This is a genomic window from Luteimonas viscosa (assembly GCF_008244685.1).
Lineage (GTDB): Bacteria > Pseudomonadota > Gammaproteobacteria > Xanthomonadales > Xanthomonadaceae > Luteimonas > Luteimonas viscosa.
Genome location: NZ_VTFT01000003.1, coordinates 164,620 through 179,654, shown reverse-complemented (window position 1 = coordinate 179,654; position 15,035 = coordinate 164,620). Strand labels below are relative to the sequence as shown.

Genomic DNA, 15,035 nt, shown 5'->3' with positions numbered 1-15,035 from the left:
CGGCTAGAGCCAGTCGCGCCAGGGCAGCGAGGGATCGCCCAGCGCGATGAAATCGCCGTTGAGCAGGGTGTCGCGCTGGTTGTAGCGGAACGGCCGTCCCTGCGGATCGAGCAGCGTGCCGCCGGCGCCTTCGAGGATCGCCTGCCCGGCCGCGGTGTCCCACTCGCTGGTCGGGCCGAAGCGCGGATACACGTCCATGCCACCCTCGGCCAGGCGGCAGAACTTGAGCGACGAGCCCAGGCCGACGGGCTCGACCGCACCCATCCGCGCCATCAGCGCCTCGGTACGCGGATCGCGATGCGAGCGGCTCGCGGCCACCTGCAGGGGCGCGACCGCCGGCCGACGCACGTGGATCGCATGCTCGCCGCCTGCGTCGCGACGGAACGCACCGTGCCCGGGCGCGCCATGCCACAGTACGCCGGTCACCGGCGCCTGGATCACGCCGAACACCGACACGCCGTGGTCGATCAGCGCGATGTTGACGGTGAACTCTCCGTTGCGCTTGACGAACTCGCGGGTGCCGTCGAGCGGGTCGACCAGCCACAGGCTTGGCCAGCGCCGGCGAACGTCCGGCGGCACCGCGTGTGTGGATTCCTCCGACAGCACCGGGATCTCCGGCGTGAGCCGCGACAGCCCCGCGACGATGCAGTGGTGGGCGGCGAGGTCGGCGGCGGTCAGCGGGCTCGCGTCTTCCTTGCGGGTGACGTCGAAGTCGCCTTCGTAGACCTCCAGGATCGAGGCGGCGGCATCCTGCGCAATCGCCAGCACGTCCTCGCGCAGGGCCTGGATGGTGGCGAAGTCAGGCATCGGCGGCCCGCTCCAGTCCGGTGGTCCGCTCCAGGTCCAGGTACTCGCGCGCGGCGAACAGGGCGGCGATCGAACGGCCTTCCGAGAAATCCTCGCGCAGGGCCAGTTCGCCGATCGATGCCAGCGGCCAGGGCACGACTTCCAGTTCCTCCGGCTCGTCTCCGGGCAGGCGCTCGGGATACAGCTCGCGCGCGAGCACCACGGTGGTCTCGTGGCTCATGTACACCGGCGCAAGCGACAGCGTGCGCACCACCTCGAGCCGGCGCGCACCGTAGCCTGCTTCTTCCTTGAGCTCGCGGTCGGCCGCCTGCAACGGCGTCTCGCCCGCGTCGATGCGCCCCTTCACCAGGCCGAGTTCGTAGCGGTGCAGGCCGGCGGCGTACTCGCGCACCAGCAGCACGGTGGCCGCGTCGAGCATCGGCACCACCGCCACGGCGCCATGGCCGCGCCCGTGCAGGCGTTCGAACTGGCGCCGCTCGCCATTGCTGAACTCCAGGTCCAGCCGCTCCATGCGGTAGGGACCGGCATCGTGCTCGGTGATGGCGTGGATCGTCGGCAGGCGGCGCGTCATGGCACCGCCCCGGACGGGCCACGGGCGATAATGGGGGCATGTCGACTCACGATGACGCCATTCTAGACGACGCCGGACGCTGGCGTTCGCGCGATCTCGCCGTGCTCTGGCATCCCTGCACGCAGATGCGCGAGCATCCGGACGTGCTGCCGTTGCTGCCGGTGGCGCGCGGCGAGGGCGCCTGGCTGGTGGGGCACGACGGCAGCCGCACGCTGGACGCGGTCAGCAGCTGGTGGACCAACCTGCACGGCCATGCCGAACCGCGCATCGCCGAGGCCATCGCCCGCCAGGCGCGTACGCTCGAGCAGGTGATCCTCGCCGGCTGCTCGCATCCCCCGGCAGTGGAGCTTGCCGAAAGGCTGCTGCGGATCGCGCCACGCGAAGCGGCCCGCGCGCCGCTGGCCAAGGTGTTCTATGCCGACAACGGGTCGGCCGGGGTCGAGGTGGCGCTGAAGATGGCGTTCCACTGGTTCCGCAACCGCGGCGACGAACCGCGCCGCACGAAGTTCATGGCGCTGCAGAACGGCTACCACGGCGAGACCATCGGCGCGCTCTCGGTGGGCGACATCCCGCTGTACCGGCGGATCTACGCACCCCTGCTGATGCAGGCGGTGTTCGCGCCCTCGCCCGATGCCTACCTCGCCCGCGACGGCCAGGGCGCGGCCGCCTGCGCCGAGGACGCGGCGGACGCGCTGGCGCACCTGCTCGACGAACATGCCGGCGAGATCTGCGCGCTGGTGCTGGAGCCGCTGGTGCAGTGCGCCGGTGGCATGCGCATGCACCACCCGGCCTACCTGCGGCGGGTACGGGAACTGTGCGACGTGCACGGCGTCTTCCTCATCGCCGACGAGATCGCGGTCGGCTTCGGCCGCACCGGGACGATGTTCGCCTGCGAACAGGCCGGCATCCAGCCCGACCTGCTGTGCCTGTCCAAGGGCCTGACCGGGGGCTTCCTGCCGCTGGCCGCGGTGCTCGCCACGCAGGCGATCTACGACGGCTTCCTCGACGATTCGCGCGAGCGCGCGTTCCTGCACTCGCACAGCTATACCGGCAATCCGCTCGCCTGCGCGGCGGCGCTGGCGTCGCTGGACATCTTCGGCAGCGACGACGTGCTCGCGCGCAACCGCGCCACCGCCTCGGCGATGCAGGCGCTGGCCGCGCCCATCGGCCGGCTCGCGCATGTCGCCGACGTTCGCCAGACCGGCATGATCGTGGCGTTCGAGCTCGCCCGCGACGGCGACCGGCGCAGGCCGTTCGATCCATCCGCGCGCATCGGGCTGCGCGCGTATCGCGCAGCGCTCGCCCGCGGGGTCCTGCTGCGCCCGCTGGGCGACGTACTGTACTGGATGCCGCCCTACTGCATCGACGAGCCGCAGCTCGCGCTGCTCGCCGGGGTGACCGCGGACGCGATCGTCGAGGCGACGGCATGAGCATTGCCCCGGTCCGGCCGCGGCGCCTGCCCGCCGCCGACCGGTTGCGGTGGAGTGCGGTTCGATGCGCGTGATCCGCACCTACGTCGATGCAGTCCTCGCCGTCGGCGCGCGCCTCGCACTGCCCGAAGACGCCGCCGCGCACCTGGTACGGGTGCTGCGGCTGCGCGAGGGCGACGAATGCGTGCTGTTCAACGGCGACGGCCACGACTACGCCGCGCGCATCGTCGTCTGTGGCAAGCGCGAGACGCTGGTGGACATCCACGACGCGCAGGTGGTCGACAACGAATCGCCGCTGCGGATCACCCTGCTGCAGGGGATCGCGCGCGGCGAGAAGATGGACCTGATCCTGCAGAAGGCGACCGAGCTGGGCGTGGCACGGATCGTGCCGGTGGAGGCGGAACGCACCGAGGTCCGGCTCGATGGCGCGCGCATGGCGAAGCGGATCGGCCATTGGCGCGGCATCGTGGCCTCGGCCTGCGCGCAGTGCGGCCGGGCGCGCCTTCCCGAGGTATGCGATCCGCTGGAAATCGCCGGCGCCGCGACGCGGACCGGCGACGCGCCATGCAGGCTGGTGCTCGACCCGGGGGGCGCGCTCGGGCTGTCGACGCTGGCGGCACGCGCTGCGGGAGGCCCGACCGGCCCGGTCGTGATCGCGATCGGACCCGAAGGGGGCTGGTCGCCGCGCGACCGTCAGCAACTGTACGGTGCGGGGTTCGAGGGCCTGCGCCTTGGTCCGCGGGTGCTGCGCACCGAAACCGCCGGCCTCGCGGCGATCGCGGCCCTGCAGGCGCTGTACGGCGATCTTCGAGGCTAGGCCGCGTGATCGCTCCAGGGCTGCGGCAACGCGTGCGGGACGCTGGCTTGCGGAACCTGCGCTAGGCCGCCAGGGCCTGCCGCAGCGCCTGTTCGATGCCGTCGATGTCGGGAATCAGCGCGGGCTCGTCGTTGAACACCACGTGCGCACGTACGCCGGCGCCGACGGCCTGCCCGTCGTCGGCCGTCGCCAGGCGGTCGCGCGACACCGTCACCAGTCGCGGGAAACCCTTGGTCAGCAGCGCGAAGTACGGCATCGTCGCCTGCCCGCCCAGGGCCTTGAGCACGATCACCTTGTGACCCAGCCCGCCCTGCTCCACGCCCTGTCCGCTCAACTGCGCGAACGCGACCAGCGGCAGGATCCAGCCCCGCCAGCGGATGGTGCCGAGCAGCCAGTCGGGCGCGTTCTCCACCGGATCGGGCTCGGCATACGAGAGCACCTCGGAGATGGTGGCGTTGGGCAGCAGCAGTCGCGCCGCCTCGGTCTGGATCAGCACCGCGCGGACGTCGGTGGTGGCCGTATTCATGGCTGCAGCATCCCGTTCGGATCTGGGTCGGGCCGGTCGACGGCGACGGGCCAGCGGTCGAGCAGCATCGCCGCCAGCGCGGCGGGCGTGCCGTGCGCGACGCCCGTGGCGATCGCCGCCCGGGTAGCCGCAGGTTCATAGCAACCTTCGTCCGGCGTCTGTCCGAGCACGAGGCCGCCGCTCCAGCCCTCGCCGGTGACCGCAGGCACCAGCGCGGCGTCCGCGCCGCTGAGGAACAGCACGGCGCTGTCGCCGGCGGGCAGCACGGCAGCCGGTTCGAACGGCACCGCCGGATCGAACGTCCAGGTCGATCCCGCCAGCCTGAGGCCGAGCCCCGGCGGCACGAAGTACACGCTGCCGGGCTGCAGGGCCACACCCGCTTCGGCCACGGTGACCGACGCGGACGTCGCGCGCGTCATCTGCTTGACCAGTCGGTCGTAGCGCCCGCCTTCCAGCGACAACCGGATCAGGATCGGCTTGGCGAACCCGGCCGGGATCGCCGCGAGCAGCTGGCGCACGGCATCGGGCCCACCGAGGCCGGCCTCGATGAGGATCGCGCCGCGCACGCGGCCGTGGCCGTAGCTGTCGGGGTCTGCCAGCGAGAGGCCGGCGCCGAGCGCATCCAGGTCGAACTTCGGCGCGGGTCCGGGTGCGGCGCTGGCCGCCGCGGCGGGAGAGCCGTCGTCGTCTTCCACCAGGCTCAGGCCGCCGTACCACCCCTGCGCCTTCGGCTCGGCCACCGGCGGATCCGCCGCGTGCACCGCCTCGGCCTCTGCCGCGCCATCATCGGCGGATTCGCCGGCCGCTCCGGCCGCCTGTGCGGCGAGGAATTCCTCGATGCCCGCCGGCGCATCCGCTGCCTGCCCCGCGCGGCTGAAGCGTTCCGGATCGAAGGCCAGCTCGTCGAGCCCGCCGTCCCCGGCGTCGTCCGGGGACACCGCCAGCCCCGGTTCCAGACCGTAGTCACCGTTCGCCGCGGCGTCGTCCGGGCTGTGGAGGGCCGCACCATCATCGGAACCTTGGGGCGCGGCCGCGACGGGTGCGTCGCCGGGTTCCTCCCCGGGCAGGCGCCACGAGCCCGCCACGTCGGCCGCGACCGGATCGTGCGCGTCCTCACCGGAAGCGGAGACTGCCGCGAGCCCCGACAGGCCTTCGAGCCCGCTGTCGCTCGGCACCTCGTCGGCATGCTGCTGCGCCTCGTCGGTGAACGCGACGATCGCGTTCGCGAAATCCACCGGCGGCCTGGTCGGCGACAACGGGCCCGGCGTCGGGTGCAGGTCTTCCTCCGACTCCGCGCCCGCGGGGAGCACGTCGTGGTGGCGGTGCAGCTTCGCCGACAGATGGCGCAGCCAGCGCGCCGCGTCCCAGCCTGTGCGCTGCGCCGCCTGTTCGGCCTCCTCGAAGATCACCATGTAGCCCGGGTCGGCGAACACGTCCGCATACAGGTCGATCGCGTCCTCGATCGCCGGGTCCAGCGCCACCAGGATCGCCTGCGGCGTCGCATGCCGGACCTGCTCGGGATCGGCCAGCAGCGGGTCGGCCACCAGCACCACGTCCGCGCCGGCCTCGCGCAGCGCGCCGCTGATGCGGTCGCAGGCCTCGCCGGCGCGGGCCAGCAGGGCGACGCGTGGCGCGGCGTCAGTCGCGGCCATGCGGCACCTTCAGCAGCTCGTTGACGTTGCGCATCAGCTCGGGCTCCTGGTAGGGCTTGCCGAGATAACGGTCCACGCCAAGGTCGAACGCGCGCTGACGGTGCTTTTCGCCGGTCCGCGAGGTGATCATCATGATCAGCACGTCGCGCAGGCGCGGATCGGCCTTCATGTGCTTGGCCAGTTCGTAGCCGTCCATCCGCGGCATCTCGATGTCGAGCAGCATCAGGTCGGGGACGCGTTCGTCCATCCGCTCCAGTGCGTCGAGGCCGTCCTTCGCGGTGATGACTTCGAAGTTGTGGCGTTCGAGCACGCGTCCGGTGACCTTGCGCATGGTCACCGAATCGTCGACCACCATCACCAGCGGCACCGGGCGCTGCTCGGCCGCGTGGGCGGGCGAGGCTTCGCGCGGCAGCACCGCGTGGCGGCGGGCCAGCGGCGCGACGTCGAGGATCACCACGACGCTGCCGTCGCCCATGATGGTCGCGCCGAAGATGCCCGGGATCGACGCCACCTGCGGCCCGACCGGCTTCACCACGATCTCGCGGCTGCCGATGATCTCGTCGACCGCCACCGCGGCGCGCAGCTCGCCCGAGCGGATCAGCAGCAGCGGCATCTGCAGGTGGCCTTCGGCGCGCGCCGCGCCCTGCCCGACCAGCAGGCCGAGATCGTGCAGCGCGTAGTCCTCGCCGCCGTAACCGTAGGCCGCCTCGCGATCGGACAGGCGATCGCGCTCGATGCGGCCGACGCCGCGGACCGAAGCGATCGGCACCGCGAACTGGGTTTCGCCGATGCGCACGAACACCGCCTGGGTCACCGCCAGGGTCTGCGGCAGGCGCAGGGTGAACGTCGTGCCCTGCTGGCGACGCGTGTCGATGTCGAGCGAGCCGCCGAGCTGGCGGACCTCGCTGGCGACCACGTCCATGCCGACGCCGCGGCCGGCCACGCGGCTGACCTCGTCGGCGGTGGAGAAGCCGGGCTCGAAGATCAGCGCATCGAGATCGCCGTCCGTGAGCGTCACGCCCTCGCGGATCAGCCCACGCTCCTCGGCGCGACGCCGGATCGCGCCGCGATCGAGGCCGGAGCCGTCGTCGCCCACTTCGAGCACGACTTCGGAACCTTCGCGGCGCACCGCGATGCGGACCGTGCCCTCTTCCGGCTTCTTCGCCTTGCGGCGCGCTTCCGGCGATTCGATGCCGTGGGCGACCGCGTTGCGGAGCATGTGTTCCAGTGGCGCGGTCATGCGCTCGAGCACGTTGCGGTCGAGTTCGCCCTGGCTGCCGTCCAGCCTGAGCTGGACCTGCTTGCCGGTGTCCGAGGCCGCCTGCCGCAACACGCGGCGCAGGCGCGGCACCAGCGCATCGAACGGCACCATGCGCGTGCGCATGAGGCCTTCCTGCAGTTCGGAGCTGACGCGCGACTGCTGCAGCAGCAGGGTTTCGTACTGGCGGGTCAGGTCGTCCAGCGTCTGCTGCAGGCTGGTCATGTCGGCCGCGGACTCGCCCAGCGCGCGCGAAAGCTGCTGCAGGGTCGAGAAGCGGTCGAGTTCCAGCGGGTCGAACGTGACGTCGCCGGCATCGCCTTCGCGCTGGTAGCGGGCGATGATCTGCGCCTCGGTTTCGATGTCGAGGCGACGCAGCTGGTCGCGCAGGCGCGCGTTGGTCTGCTCCATCTCGTTCATCGCCGCGCGGAACGCACCCAGCTGCTGCTCCAGGCGGGCGCGGTAGATCGCCACCTCGCCGGCGTAGTTCACCAGCCGGTCGAGCAGGTCGGCACGGATGCGCACCTGCTCCTGCGGCGCGCGGATGGCGGCGTCCTCCTCGCCTCCATCGGCGATCGGGCCCGACAGCGGCGCCAGCTCCACCTTCGGCTGCGCCGGCGCGGCATCGGCCGCGATCTCTTCCTCCGACAGCAGCGCTCGCCCGCGGGCCAGCGCATTGAAGGCATCGATCAGCGCGTGCGGCATCACGATCGCGCGCCGGTCGGCGACGCGCGTCACCATCGCGTGCAGGCGGTCGAAGCCGCCCTCGAGCAGGCCGATGCCGGTGCGATCGAGTTCGCAGCGCTGTTCGACCACGGCCTCGAGCAGCGATTCCATGGCGTGGCCGAGCTCGCCGATGGTGAACACGCCGGCCATGCGCGCGCCACCCTTGAGGGTATGCAGGTCGCGCTGCAGGCCGATCACCGGCTCGCGCGCGTCCGGCGATTCCCGCAACTGCGCCAGCAGGCCGTCCGAGTGATCGAGCAGGTCGCCGCTTTCCTCGATGAAGATGTCGAGCAGTTCGGTATCGATCCTGGAGGTGTCGAACGCCTCGTCCGGGTCGTCGTTGGCCAGCACCCGCGCAAGCAGCGCGGCCACCGCACTATCGACCGGGGCGTCGGCGTCCTCGTCCCCGTGGTCGGCCGTGGCCCGCGCCGGTGCGGCTTCTTCCTGGACTTCAGGGCGCTCGGCTTCGAGACGCTCGGCTTCGAGACGTTCGGCTTCGAGACGTTCGGCTTCGAGGCGTTCGGCTTCGACACGCTCGGCTTCGAGGCGTTCGGCTTCGAGGCGTTCGGCTTCGAGGCGTTCGGCTTCGACACGTTCGGCTTCGACACGTTCGGCTTCGACACGTTCGGCTTCGACACGTTCGGCTTCGACACGTTCGGCTTCGACGCGTTCGGCTTCGACACGTTCGGCTTCGACACGTTCGGCTTCGACGCGTTCGGCTTCGACGCGTTCGGCTTCGACGCGTTCGGCTTCGACGCGTTCGGCTTCGACGCGTTCGGCTTCGAGGCGCTCGGCTTCGATACGCTCGGCTTCGAGCAGCTCTGCTTCCAGGCGTGCGGCTTCGGCTCGTTCGGCTTCGAGGCGCTCCGCTTCGGAGATGCCCGACTCCAGGGCCTGGCCCTCGAGAGACTGGGTTTCGGGGAGCTCTGCTTCTAGGCGTTCGGCTTCGACGCTTTCGGCTTCGACGCGTTCGGCTTCGAGGCGCTCGGCTTCGAGGCGCTCGGCTTCGACGCGTTCGGCTTCGACGCGTTCGGCTTCGACGCGTTCGGCTTCGACGCGTTCGGCTTCGAGGCGCTCGGCTTCGAGGCGCTCGGCTTCAACGCGCTCGGCTTCGAGGCGTTCGGCTTCGAGGCGTTCGGCCTCGAGGCGCTCGGCTTCGAGGCGTTCGGCTTCGAGGCGTTCGGCTTCGAGGCGTTCGGCCTCGAGGCGTTCGGCCTCGAGGCGCTCGGCTTCGAGGCGTTCGGCTTCGGAATCGACGACGTCGGCAGGCGGGCCGGTTTCGATGAACCCGCCATAGGCGCTCATGTCGACCGTGGTCAGCGCGACTTCGTCCGCTGCGGCCGCCGAATCCCCACCCGACGCGGCCTCTTCCAGCCACTGCGCATCCACCAGCGCAGCCAGTCCGCTCGACGCTTCCGGCAGGCTGTCGCGCAGGGCGACCAGCCGGGACGCGAGCGCATCCTGCGTCGCCAGCGCGGGAGCGGGTTGCTTGAGCGTGTCGACGGTGTCGCGAACCGTGCGCGACAGGTCCGCGATCGCGGCGATGCCCTCGGTCGTCGCCGTCGCGTGCGAGGCCAGCAGCCGGCGCGCGTAGTGTTCCGCCGGGCCGAGCACGCTGTTGATGACGGGCACTTCCGTCATCGCGAACGCGCCGTTCATGGTATGCAGCGCGCGGAGCAGCGCGTCGCTGCCCTGGGCTTCGCCTTCGCGCGCCCGTGCCAGCCATGCGTCGATCGTCTGCAGGTGGCCATCGACCTCGGCGTCGAGGATTTCCAGCAACAGTGCGTCGATCTTCGCCGGGATCGCCTCGAGCGTCGCGCCGGCTTCGGCAAGCGCGACGCCGGCAGGCGCCTGCGTGTCTTCCGGCATCGGCGCGGCGGGCGCCACGATCTCGGGCGGCATGCCCTCGTCGCCGCCGGCGATCCGCTCGGCCGCGTCCTGCAGCGGTTGCAGGTCGGTCACCAGGCTGCTTTCGCCGCGCAGGGCGGCCTGCAGCTCGGGCAGCGTGTAGAACGCCCGGTCGACCATCGCGACCACCGCAGCACTCGGCGGACGCGATCCGTCGAGCACGCGGTTGAGCATGTTCTCGATTTTCCAGCTGAACTCGCCCAGCACGCGCGCACCGACAAGGCGGCCGCTGCCCTTCAGGGTATGGAACACGCGTCTGATGGGCCGCAGCTTCTCCATGTCCGCGGGCGCCGCGCGCCACTGCGGCAGCAGTCCGTCGAGGTTGTCGATCTCCTCGGCGAACTCCTCGAGGAAGACCTCGCGGATCTCCTCGTCGATTTCCTCGCCGACGGACTCGAACCCGCCCACGATCGGCCCGGTCTGCCGGGTGGGTCCCCCGGCGGCCGGTGCGGCCGCCTCCACGGTGGTTTCCGCAGGCTGCTCCGTGGCTCCGGGCTCCCGGGCCGCGGCCGCGGCCGCGGGCTCGTCCGCCACGACTTCGGCCGCTGGCGCCTGCACCGCCGGCGCGGCCGCCTGCGGCTTCTCGCGCTGCTGCGGCAACGGCCAGTAGCCCAGGGATTCGAGGCTGTTGCGGGCGATGTCGAGGATTTCCTCGCGGTTGCCGCGCTGCTCGCGCAGCGCCTCGAGGTAGTACTCGAGGCTGGCGAGGGCGTCGGCCAGCGTGTCCAGCTGGCGGCCGTTGGGCACGCGCTGGCGGCTGATGAGTTCGTATTCGGTGTAGCGGCTGACCGCGAGCAGGTAGTCGGCGGGCAGCGGAAGTTCCATCATCCGCAACGCGCCCGACACCTCGTCGAGCAGGCGCGGCACCTCGGACAGCTGTTCGTGCTGCCAGCTGGTCTCGACGAAGGCCACCAGCGCCTGGCGCGCCTGCACGAAGTTGGCGATCGCCTCGCGCACGATGGTGTCGACCACCTGCCGCGTTTCCCCGGCGAACAGTTCGTTCTCGGCGTCGCCGCCCGCCTGTTCGGCCGAGCCCAGCCGCGCCACCTGGTCGTCCAGGGTCGCGTCGACGTACAGCAGCGCGCCGGCGACATCCAGCAGCGCGTCCTCGTTGGCCGCGACCGTGCCGTCGAGGATCGCCTGCATCGCGTCGCGCTGCTGCTGGACCACCTTGCGGGCGACACCCAGCCCGAGCATGCCGAGCGTGTCGGCGACCCGGGCCAGGGTTTCCGCGTGCGGCTGCAGCGCGGTCAGGTCGCTGGCGCCGGTGCGCAGGTGCAGGTCGAGCGCATCCTTGACGTGCAGCAGGTCGTCCTTCACCGCCGCCGACACGGTATCGAGCAGGGCGCGGTTGCGTCCGCTGATGCTGCCGCGCGCGTGTTCGAGTTCCGACTGCGTGGGCAGGGCCGCGTCGAGCTCGAAGACCCGCTTCAGTTCCTGCAGCGCGGCGTGGCCGCCATCCTCGTGGTGGGCGACGTGGTAGAGCAGTTGCCGGGTCGGCTCCTGCGCCGCTTCGCCGCGTACCTCGGCGAAGCCGTCGTTGTCGAGCAGACCGCGACGTGCCTCGCGCTCGACTCCGGCGAACACCTTGCGCAGTCCCGGCGTAGCGGGCAATGCGCCGTCGGCGAGCGCGCGGGCGACGTTCGAGGCCACCCACAGCATCCGTCGCACCGGCACCTGCCGCACCTGCGGCAGCAGGGCGTCGATCGCCGGTGCCAGCGAAGCCGGCGCGCCATCTCCCTGCCAGCCGGCGATGGCCTGCTGCAGCGCTTCCAGCAACGGCTGGAGGTCGTCGTTGGACGCCGGGGTATCGACGCCGGCCGGGATCGCACCGGGCAGTGGTCGTTCCAGGTCGGGCGAGAACAGCACGCTTTCGCTGAGTCCGCTCTCGCCGCGCGCGGCGCGCAGCTCGTTGAGCAGCGGCAGCAGCACGATCGGGATGTCGCGATGGCCGCTCTGCAGGCGCTCGAGGTAGTCGGGCAGCAGGACGATCCCGCGCAACAGCGTGCTGCAGGCTCCGTCGCGGTCGGCGATGGTCCCGGCGTGCAGCGCCTGCGCGACCTGCTCCATCTCCTCGGCCACCATCGCCGGCGCGTACAGCTCGACCATCCGCAGGGTGCCCTGCACTTGGTGCAGGTAGCCCGCGCACAGCCGCATACGGCCGACGTCGGCGGAATCCTCGACGTAGTCCTCGAGTTCCTCCTTGGCCAGGCGCAGCGTTTCGTCGAGCTCGGGCTTGATCCAGCCGAGCGCGGTGTGTTCGAGGGCTTCGCGCAGCGCTGTCATCGCCCGCCCCCGCACGTGCCGGCGTGCATCCGCCTGCGACAGGTCGTCGTCGCGTTCATCCGGGTCCCGGGCTCCCTGCTCAGGCCGGCAGCTTGAAGTCGGCGACCGAACGACGCAGGTTGGCGGCCAGCTGCGCGAGGTTGCCGATCGACTGCGCCGTCTGGTTCGCGCCTTGCGAGGTCTGCGCGGTGATCGACTGGATCGTGTTCATGGTCTCGGTGATGTTGCTCGCCGCCGCGGACTGCTGCTTGGCCGCGGAGGAGATGCCGAGAATCAGGCCGGCGAGGTTGCTCGACACGCTTTCGATCTCGCCCAGCGCGGTGCCGGCGTCCTCGGCCAGCCGCGCACCGGCGACCACTTCCGAGGTCGTCTGTTCCATCGAGCTGACCGCCTCGTTGGTATCGCTCTGGATGGTCTGCACCAGCGCCTCGATCCGCTTGGTCGCGTTGGACGCGCGTTCGGCCAGTCGCTGCACTTCGTCGGCCACCACCGCGAACCCGCGGCCCGCCTCGCCCGCCGATGCGGCCTGGATGGCCGCGTTGAGCGCCAGGATGTTGGTCTGCTCGGAGATGTCGTTGATCAGTTCCACGATCGAGCCGATTTCCTGGGAGCTCTCGCCCAGGCGCTTGATGCGCTTGGAGGTCTCCTGGATCTGGTCGCGGATCGAGTCCATGCCGGCGATCGTCTCGCGCACCACGCCCGCGCCCTTGGTCGCGATCTGCACCGAGCGCTGCGCCACGTCGGCCGATTCGGCGGAGTTCTTCGACACCTGGTCGATGCTCGAAGCGATCTCGTTGATGCGGCTGGAGGCGGAGTTGATCTCCTGCGCCTGGTGCTCCGCGGCCTCGGCCAGGTGCATGGCGGTGGCCTGCGTCTCCTGCGCGCTGGACGCCACCTGCGCCGAGGTGTCGTTGATCGTGCCGACCAGGTCGCGCAGGTTCTCGACCGCGAAGTTGATCGAGTCGGCGATCGCGCCGGTCATGTCCTCGGTCACCGTCGCCTTCACCGTCAGGTCGTTCTCGGCGAGCGCGCCGATCTCGTCCAGCAGGCGCATGATCGCCTCCTGGTTGCGGTTGTTGAGCTCCATGGTGTCTTCGTAGCGCTTGCGCTGGGCGCGGTTCAACGACCACAGCAGGCCGGCCAGCGAGACCAGCGCCAGCAGGCCGCTGATGATGCTGATCCAGACGTTGCCGAACAGGCTGGTGTCCTCGAGCGAGCCGAAGGCGGTGAACGCGGAGAACAGGTCCTGGCTGTCGGACAGCAGTTCGTCGGAGCCGGTGGTCAGCGCCGCGGACGCGGCCTGCGCCTGGAACAGCGCCGGCGCACTGGCGATGATCGCGTCGAGGTCCTGCTTCATCGCGGTCCAGCGCGTGCCCGCCTGGGTCAGCGCAGCGACCGCGCCGCCGTTCGCCAGCGGCTGCACGTTCATCGCCTCGTCGCCCGCACGCAGGCCCTCGAGCACCTGCTCGAACACGCCGACGTCGCGCGCCAGCGCATCGCCCGCGATCGAGGCGCCGGCGCCGCCGGCCTGGATCTCCGCGACGCGCCGCGCCATGTTGCCGGCCAGCACGTTCTGGCGCAGGGCGATGTAGACCTGCGAGGCGGGCGAACCGCTCGAGGACATCGCGCGCACCAGTTCATCGAGCTGCGCCTGCAGTTGCGGCACCGCCTGGTTGAAACGGGCGGCGTTGGCGGCGAAACCGCTCACCGCCTGCTCGCTCGCGGCGACCTGCTCGGCGCTGGCGGCCAGCGGCGTCCAGGTCTCGGTCACCGTCTGGATCGGACCCGACACGCCCGCCGTATCGCCGAAGTTGGCGTTGAGCTGCTGCACGTCCTGGTCGATCTGCGCCTTGGTGTCCTTGAACGCGGCGAACGCGGCCGCGTCGCCGGCCACCGCCTCCCGGCCCTGGTTGGCCAGGCGCTGCGAGTTCACCTGCAGGCTCGAGGCGGAGGTGCTCGCGCCACCCAGCCGCGCCGCCTTCCAGCCGGCATAGCCGGTGTTGGCGCCGAAGATCACCAGCGTGGTGACCAGCGCCGCGATCCAGAAATTGCTTCCCAGTCCGCGCCCCTTGCCGGCGATCGAATCGACTACTGTGCTCATGCGCTTACCCCTGTCCCTGCTCTTTCCTGCTGGACGCGACCGTCAGGCCGCGGCTTGTCTGAATTCCGGCGTCCGCGCCAGCCGCCCCAGGCTGAACACGCCCCACGTCTGGTCGGCGAGCCGGTAGGCCCGCTCGACGAAATGCCCGTAGCGCCCCTCCCCGACCACGTCCGGCTCCACCTGCTGTTCATCGTGGAAGCTGCGCTGGCCGAAAAGTTCGTCGATGGTGACGGCGACGTCGCCGTCGGGCTGGCGCACGATCAGCACGCGCTGGGTCTCGTGCAGTACGGTGCGCTCGCCTTCGAGGAACTGCTTGAGGTCGACGATCGGCAGCAGGTTGCCGCGGACGTTGCCGACCCCGAGCATCCACGCCTGCGCGCCCGGCACCGGGGTGACCGGCGGCATCGGCACGATTTCCAGCACGTCGTCGAACGCCGAAGCCAGGCGACGCTCGCCGACCCGGTATCCGATCCCGCGCCACAGCCCGGGCGCGTCGAACTGTTCCGGCAGGCCCGCGACGTGCGCGAGGCTGCGCTGCTCGAAATCGAGCAGCATCGCGAACGGGTCGCGACGCTGGGTCATCCCGCAGACCCCAGCAAGCGGTCGATCTCGCCGATCAGCACGTCCTCGCGCGGCGGCTTGACCAGGTAGCCCTTGGCGCCCTGGCGCATGCCCCAGGCCTGGTCGGTCTCCATGCCCTTGGTGCTCACGATCAGCACCGGGATGTGCTTGGTGTCGGCGTCGCGCGCCAGCGCGCGCGTGGCCTGGAAGCCGTTCATGCCCGGGAGCACGACGTCCATCAGCACCAGGGCGGGCTTCTCGCGCCTGCACGCCTCGATGCCGTCCTCGGCGCTGGTCGACGCCAGCACCTCGTGGCCATGGCGTTCAAGCAACTGGGTCAGCACCGCCGTATCGGTCGGTGAGTCCTCGATGATCAGGATGCGGGCCACGGC

The 15,035-nt window shown here is 71.1% G+C and carries 10 protein-coding genes and 2 pseudogenes; 3 read left to right on the top strand and 9 right to left on the bottom strand.

Features of this window, described 5'->3' with window-relative positions; translation table 11 throughout:
• Window positions 1-3: 3 nt before the first annotated feature.
• On the bottom strand, window positions 4-807 hold the full coding sequence (gene cysQ / locus FZO89_RS17830) for a 3'(2'),5'-bisphosphate nucleotidase CysQ (RefSeq protein WP_149104810.1): 804 nt from the start codon (window positions 805-807) through the stop codon (window positions 4-6).
• Complete coding sequence (nudE, locus tag FZO89_RS17825) at window positions 800-1,378, bottom strand: ADP compounds hydrolase NudE (protein ID WP_149104809.1); 579 nt, start codon at window positions 1,376-1,378, stop codon at window positions 800-802. The genes cysQ and nudE overlap by 8 nt, the downstream gene beginning before the upstream one ends.
• Window positions 1,379-1,416: 38 nt before the next feature.
• Between nudE and bioA the strand changes: the two genes are divergently transcribed.
• Together bioA and FZO89_RS17815 are read left to right on the top strand one after the other, a co-directional pair.
• Window positions 1,417-2,808, top strand: coding sequence for an adenosylmethionine--8-amino-7-oxononanoate transaminase (gene bioA, locus FZO89_RS17820; protein WP_149104808.1), 1,392 nt, complete (start codon window positions 1,417-1,419; stop codon window positions 2,806-2,808).
• A gap of 64 nt (window positions 2,809-2,872) precedes the next feature.
• Window positions 2,873-3,625 (top strand): 16S rRNA (uracil(1498)-N(3))-methyltransferase, encoded by a 753-nt coding sequence (locus FZO89_RS17815; protein WP_149104807.1) that lies wholly within the window; start codon window positions 2,873-2,875, stop codon window positions 3,623-3,625.
• A gap of 61 nt (window positions 3,626-3,686) precedes the next feature.
• Here the strand turns inward: FZO89_RS17815 and FZO89_RS17810 are convergent, their stop codons facing one another.
• From FZO89_RS17810 to FZO89_RS19100, 3 genes and pseudogenes are all read right to left on the bottom strand, one after another.
• On the bottom strand, window positions 3,687-4,151 hold the full coding sequence (locus FZO89_RS17810) for a chemotaxis protein CheW (RefSeq protein WP_149104806.1): 465 nt from the start codon (window positions 4,149-4,151) through the stop codon (window positions 3,687-3,689).
• Window positions 4,148-5,803 (bottom strand): chemotaxis protein CheB, encoded by a 1,656-nt coding sequence (locus FZO89_RS17805; protein ID WP_149104805.1) that lies wholly within the window; start codon window positions 5,801-5,803, stop codon window positions 4,148-4,150. Before FZO89_RS17805 ends, FZO89_RS17810 begins: the two co-directional genes overlap by 4 nt.
• A pseudogene (locus FZO89_RS19100) lies at window positions 5,790-8,072 on the bottom strand (response regulator); the annotation flags it as partial. The pseudogene FZO89_RS19100 and the gene FZO89_RS17805, both read right to left, overlap by 14 nt.
• Window positions 8,073-8,218: 146 nt before the next feature.
• Here FZO89_RS19100 and FZO89_RS19095 point away from each other — a divergent pair.
• Window positions 8,219-9,073 carry a pentapeptide repeat-containing protein gene (locus FZO89_RS19095; RefSeq protein WP_425480495.1) on the top strand — a complete coding sequence of 285 codons (855 nt, stop codon included), beginning with the start codon at window positions 8,219-8,221 and terminating at the stop codon, window positions 9,071-9,073.
• Window positions 9,074-9,803: 730 nt separating this feature from the next.
• Here FZO89_RS19095 and FZO89_RS19115 read toward each other — a convergent pair.
• From FZO89_RS19115 to FZO89_RS17785, 4 genes and pseudogenes are all read right to left on the bottom strand, one after another.
• Window positions 9,804-11,765 (bottom strand): annotated as a pseudogene (locus FZO89_RS19115) (FimL-related protein); the annotation flags it as partial.
• A 295-nt stretch (window positions 11,766-12,060) separates the two neighbouring features.
• Window positions 12,061-14,082, bottom strand: a complete 2,022-nt coding sequence (locus tag FZO89_RS17795) for a methyl-accepting chemotaxis protein (RefSeq protein ID WP_149104803.1) — start codon at window positions 14,080-14,082, stop codon at window positions 12,061-12,063.
• A 42-nt stretch (window positions 14,083-14,124) separates the two neighbouring features.
• On the bottom strand, window positions 14,125-14,664 hold the full coding sequence (locus tag FZO89_RS17790) for a chemotaxis protein CheW (RefSeq protein ID WP_149104802.1): 540 nt from the start codon (window positions 14,662-14,664) through the stop codon (window positions 14,125-14,127).
• Complete coding sequence (locus tag FZO89_RS17785; RefSeq protein WP_149104801.1) at window positions 14,661-15,032, bottom strand: response regulator; 372 nt, start codon at window positions 15,030-15,032, stop codon at window positions 14,661-14,663. The genes FZO89_RS17790 and FZO89_RS17785 overlap by 4 nt, the downstream gene beginning before the upstream one ends.
• Window positions 15,033-15,035: the final 3 nt, after the last annotated feature.

What these genes read in the sequence shown, in the direction of transcription:
- cysQ (WP_149104810.1), bottom strand. Translation starts at nt 807, where the DNA reads ATGCCTGACTTCGCCACCATCCAGGCCCTGCGCGAGGACGTGCTGGCG.
- nudE (WP_149104809.1), bottom strand. Translation starts at nt 1,378, where the DNA reads ATGACGCGCCGCCTGCCGACGATCCACGCCATCACCGAGCACGATGCC.
- bioA (WP_149104808.1), top strand. Translation starts at nt 1,417, where the DNA reads ATGTCGACTCACGATGACGCCATTCTAGACGACGCCGGACGCTGGCGT.
- FZO89_RS17815 (WP_149104807.1), top strand. Translation starts at nt 2,873, where the DNA reads ATGCGCGTGATCCGCACCTACGTCGATGCAGTCCTCGCCGTCGGCGCG.
- FZO89_RS17810 (WP_149104806.1), bottom strand. Translation starts at nt 4,151, where the DNA reads ATGAATACGGCCACCACCGACGTCCGCGCGGTGCTGATCCAGACCGAG.
- FZO89_RS17805 (WP_149104805.1), bottom strand. Translation starts at nt 5,803, where the DNA reads ATGGCCGCGACTGACGCCGCGCCACGCGTCGCCCTGCTGGCCCGCGCC.
- FZO89_RS17795 (WP_149104803.1), bottom strand. Translation starts at nt 14,082, where the DNA reads ATGAGCACAGTAGTCGATTCGATCGCCGGCAAGGGGCGCGGACTGGGA.
- FZO89_RS17790 (WP_149104802.1), bottom strand. Translation starts at nt 14,664, where the DNA reads ATGACCCAGCGTCGCGACCCGTTCGCGATGCTGCTCGATTTCGAGCAG.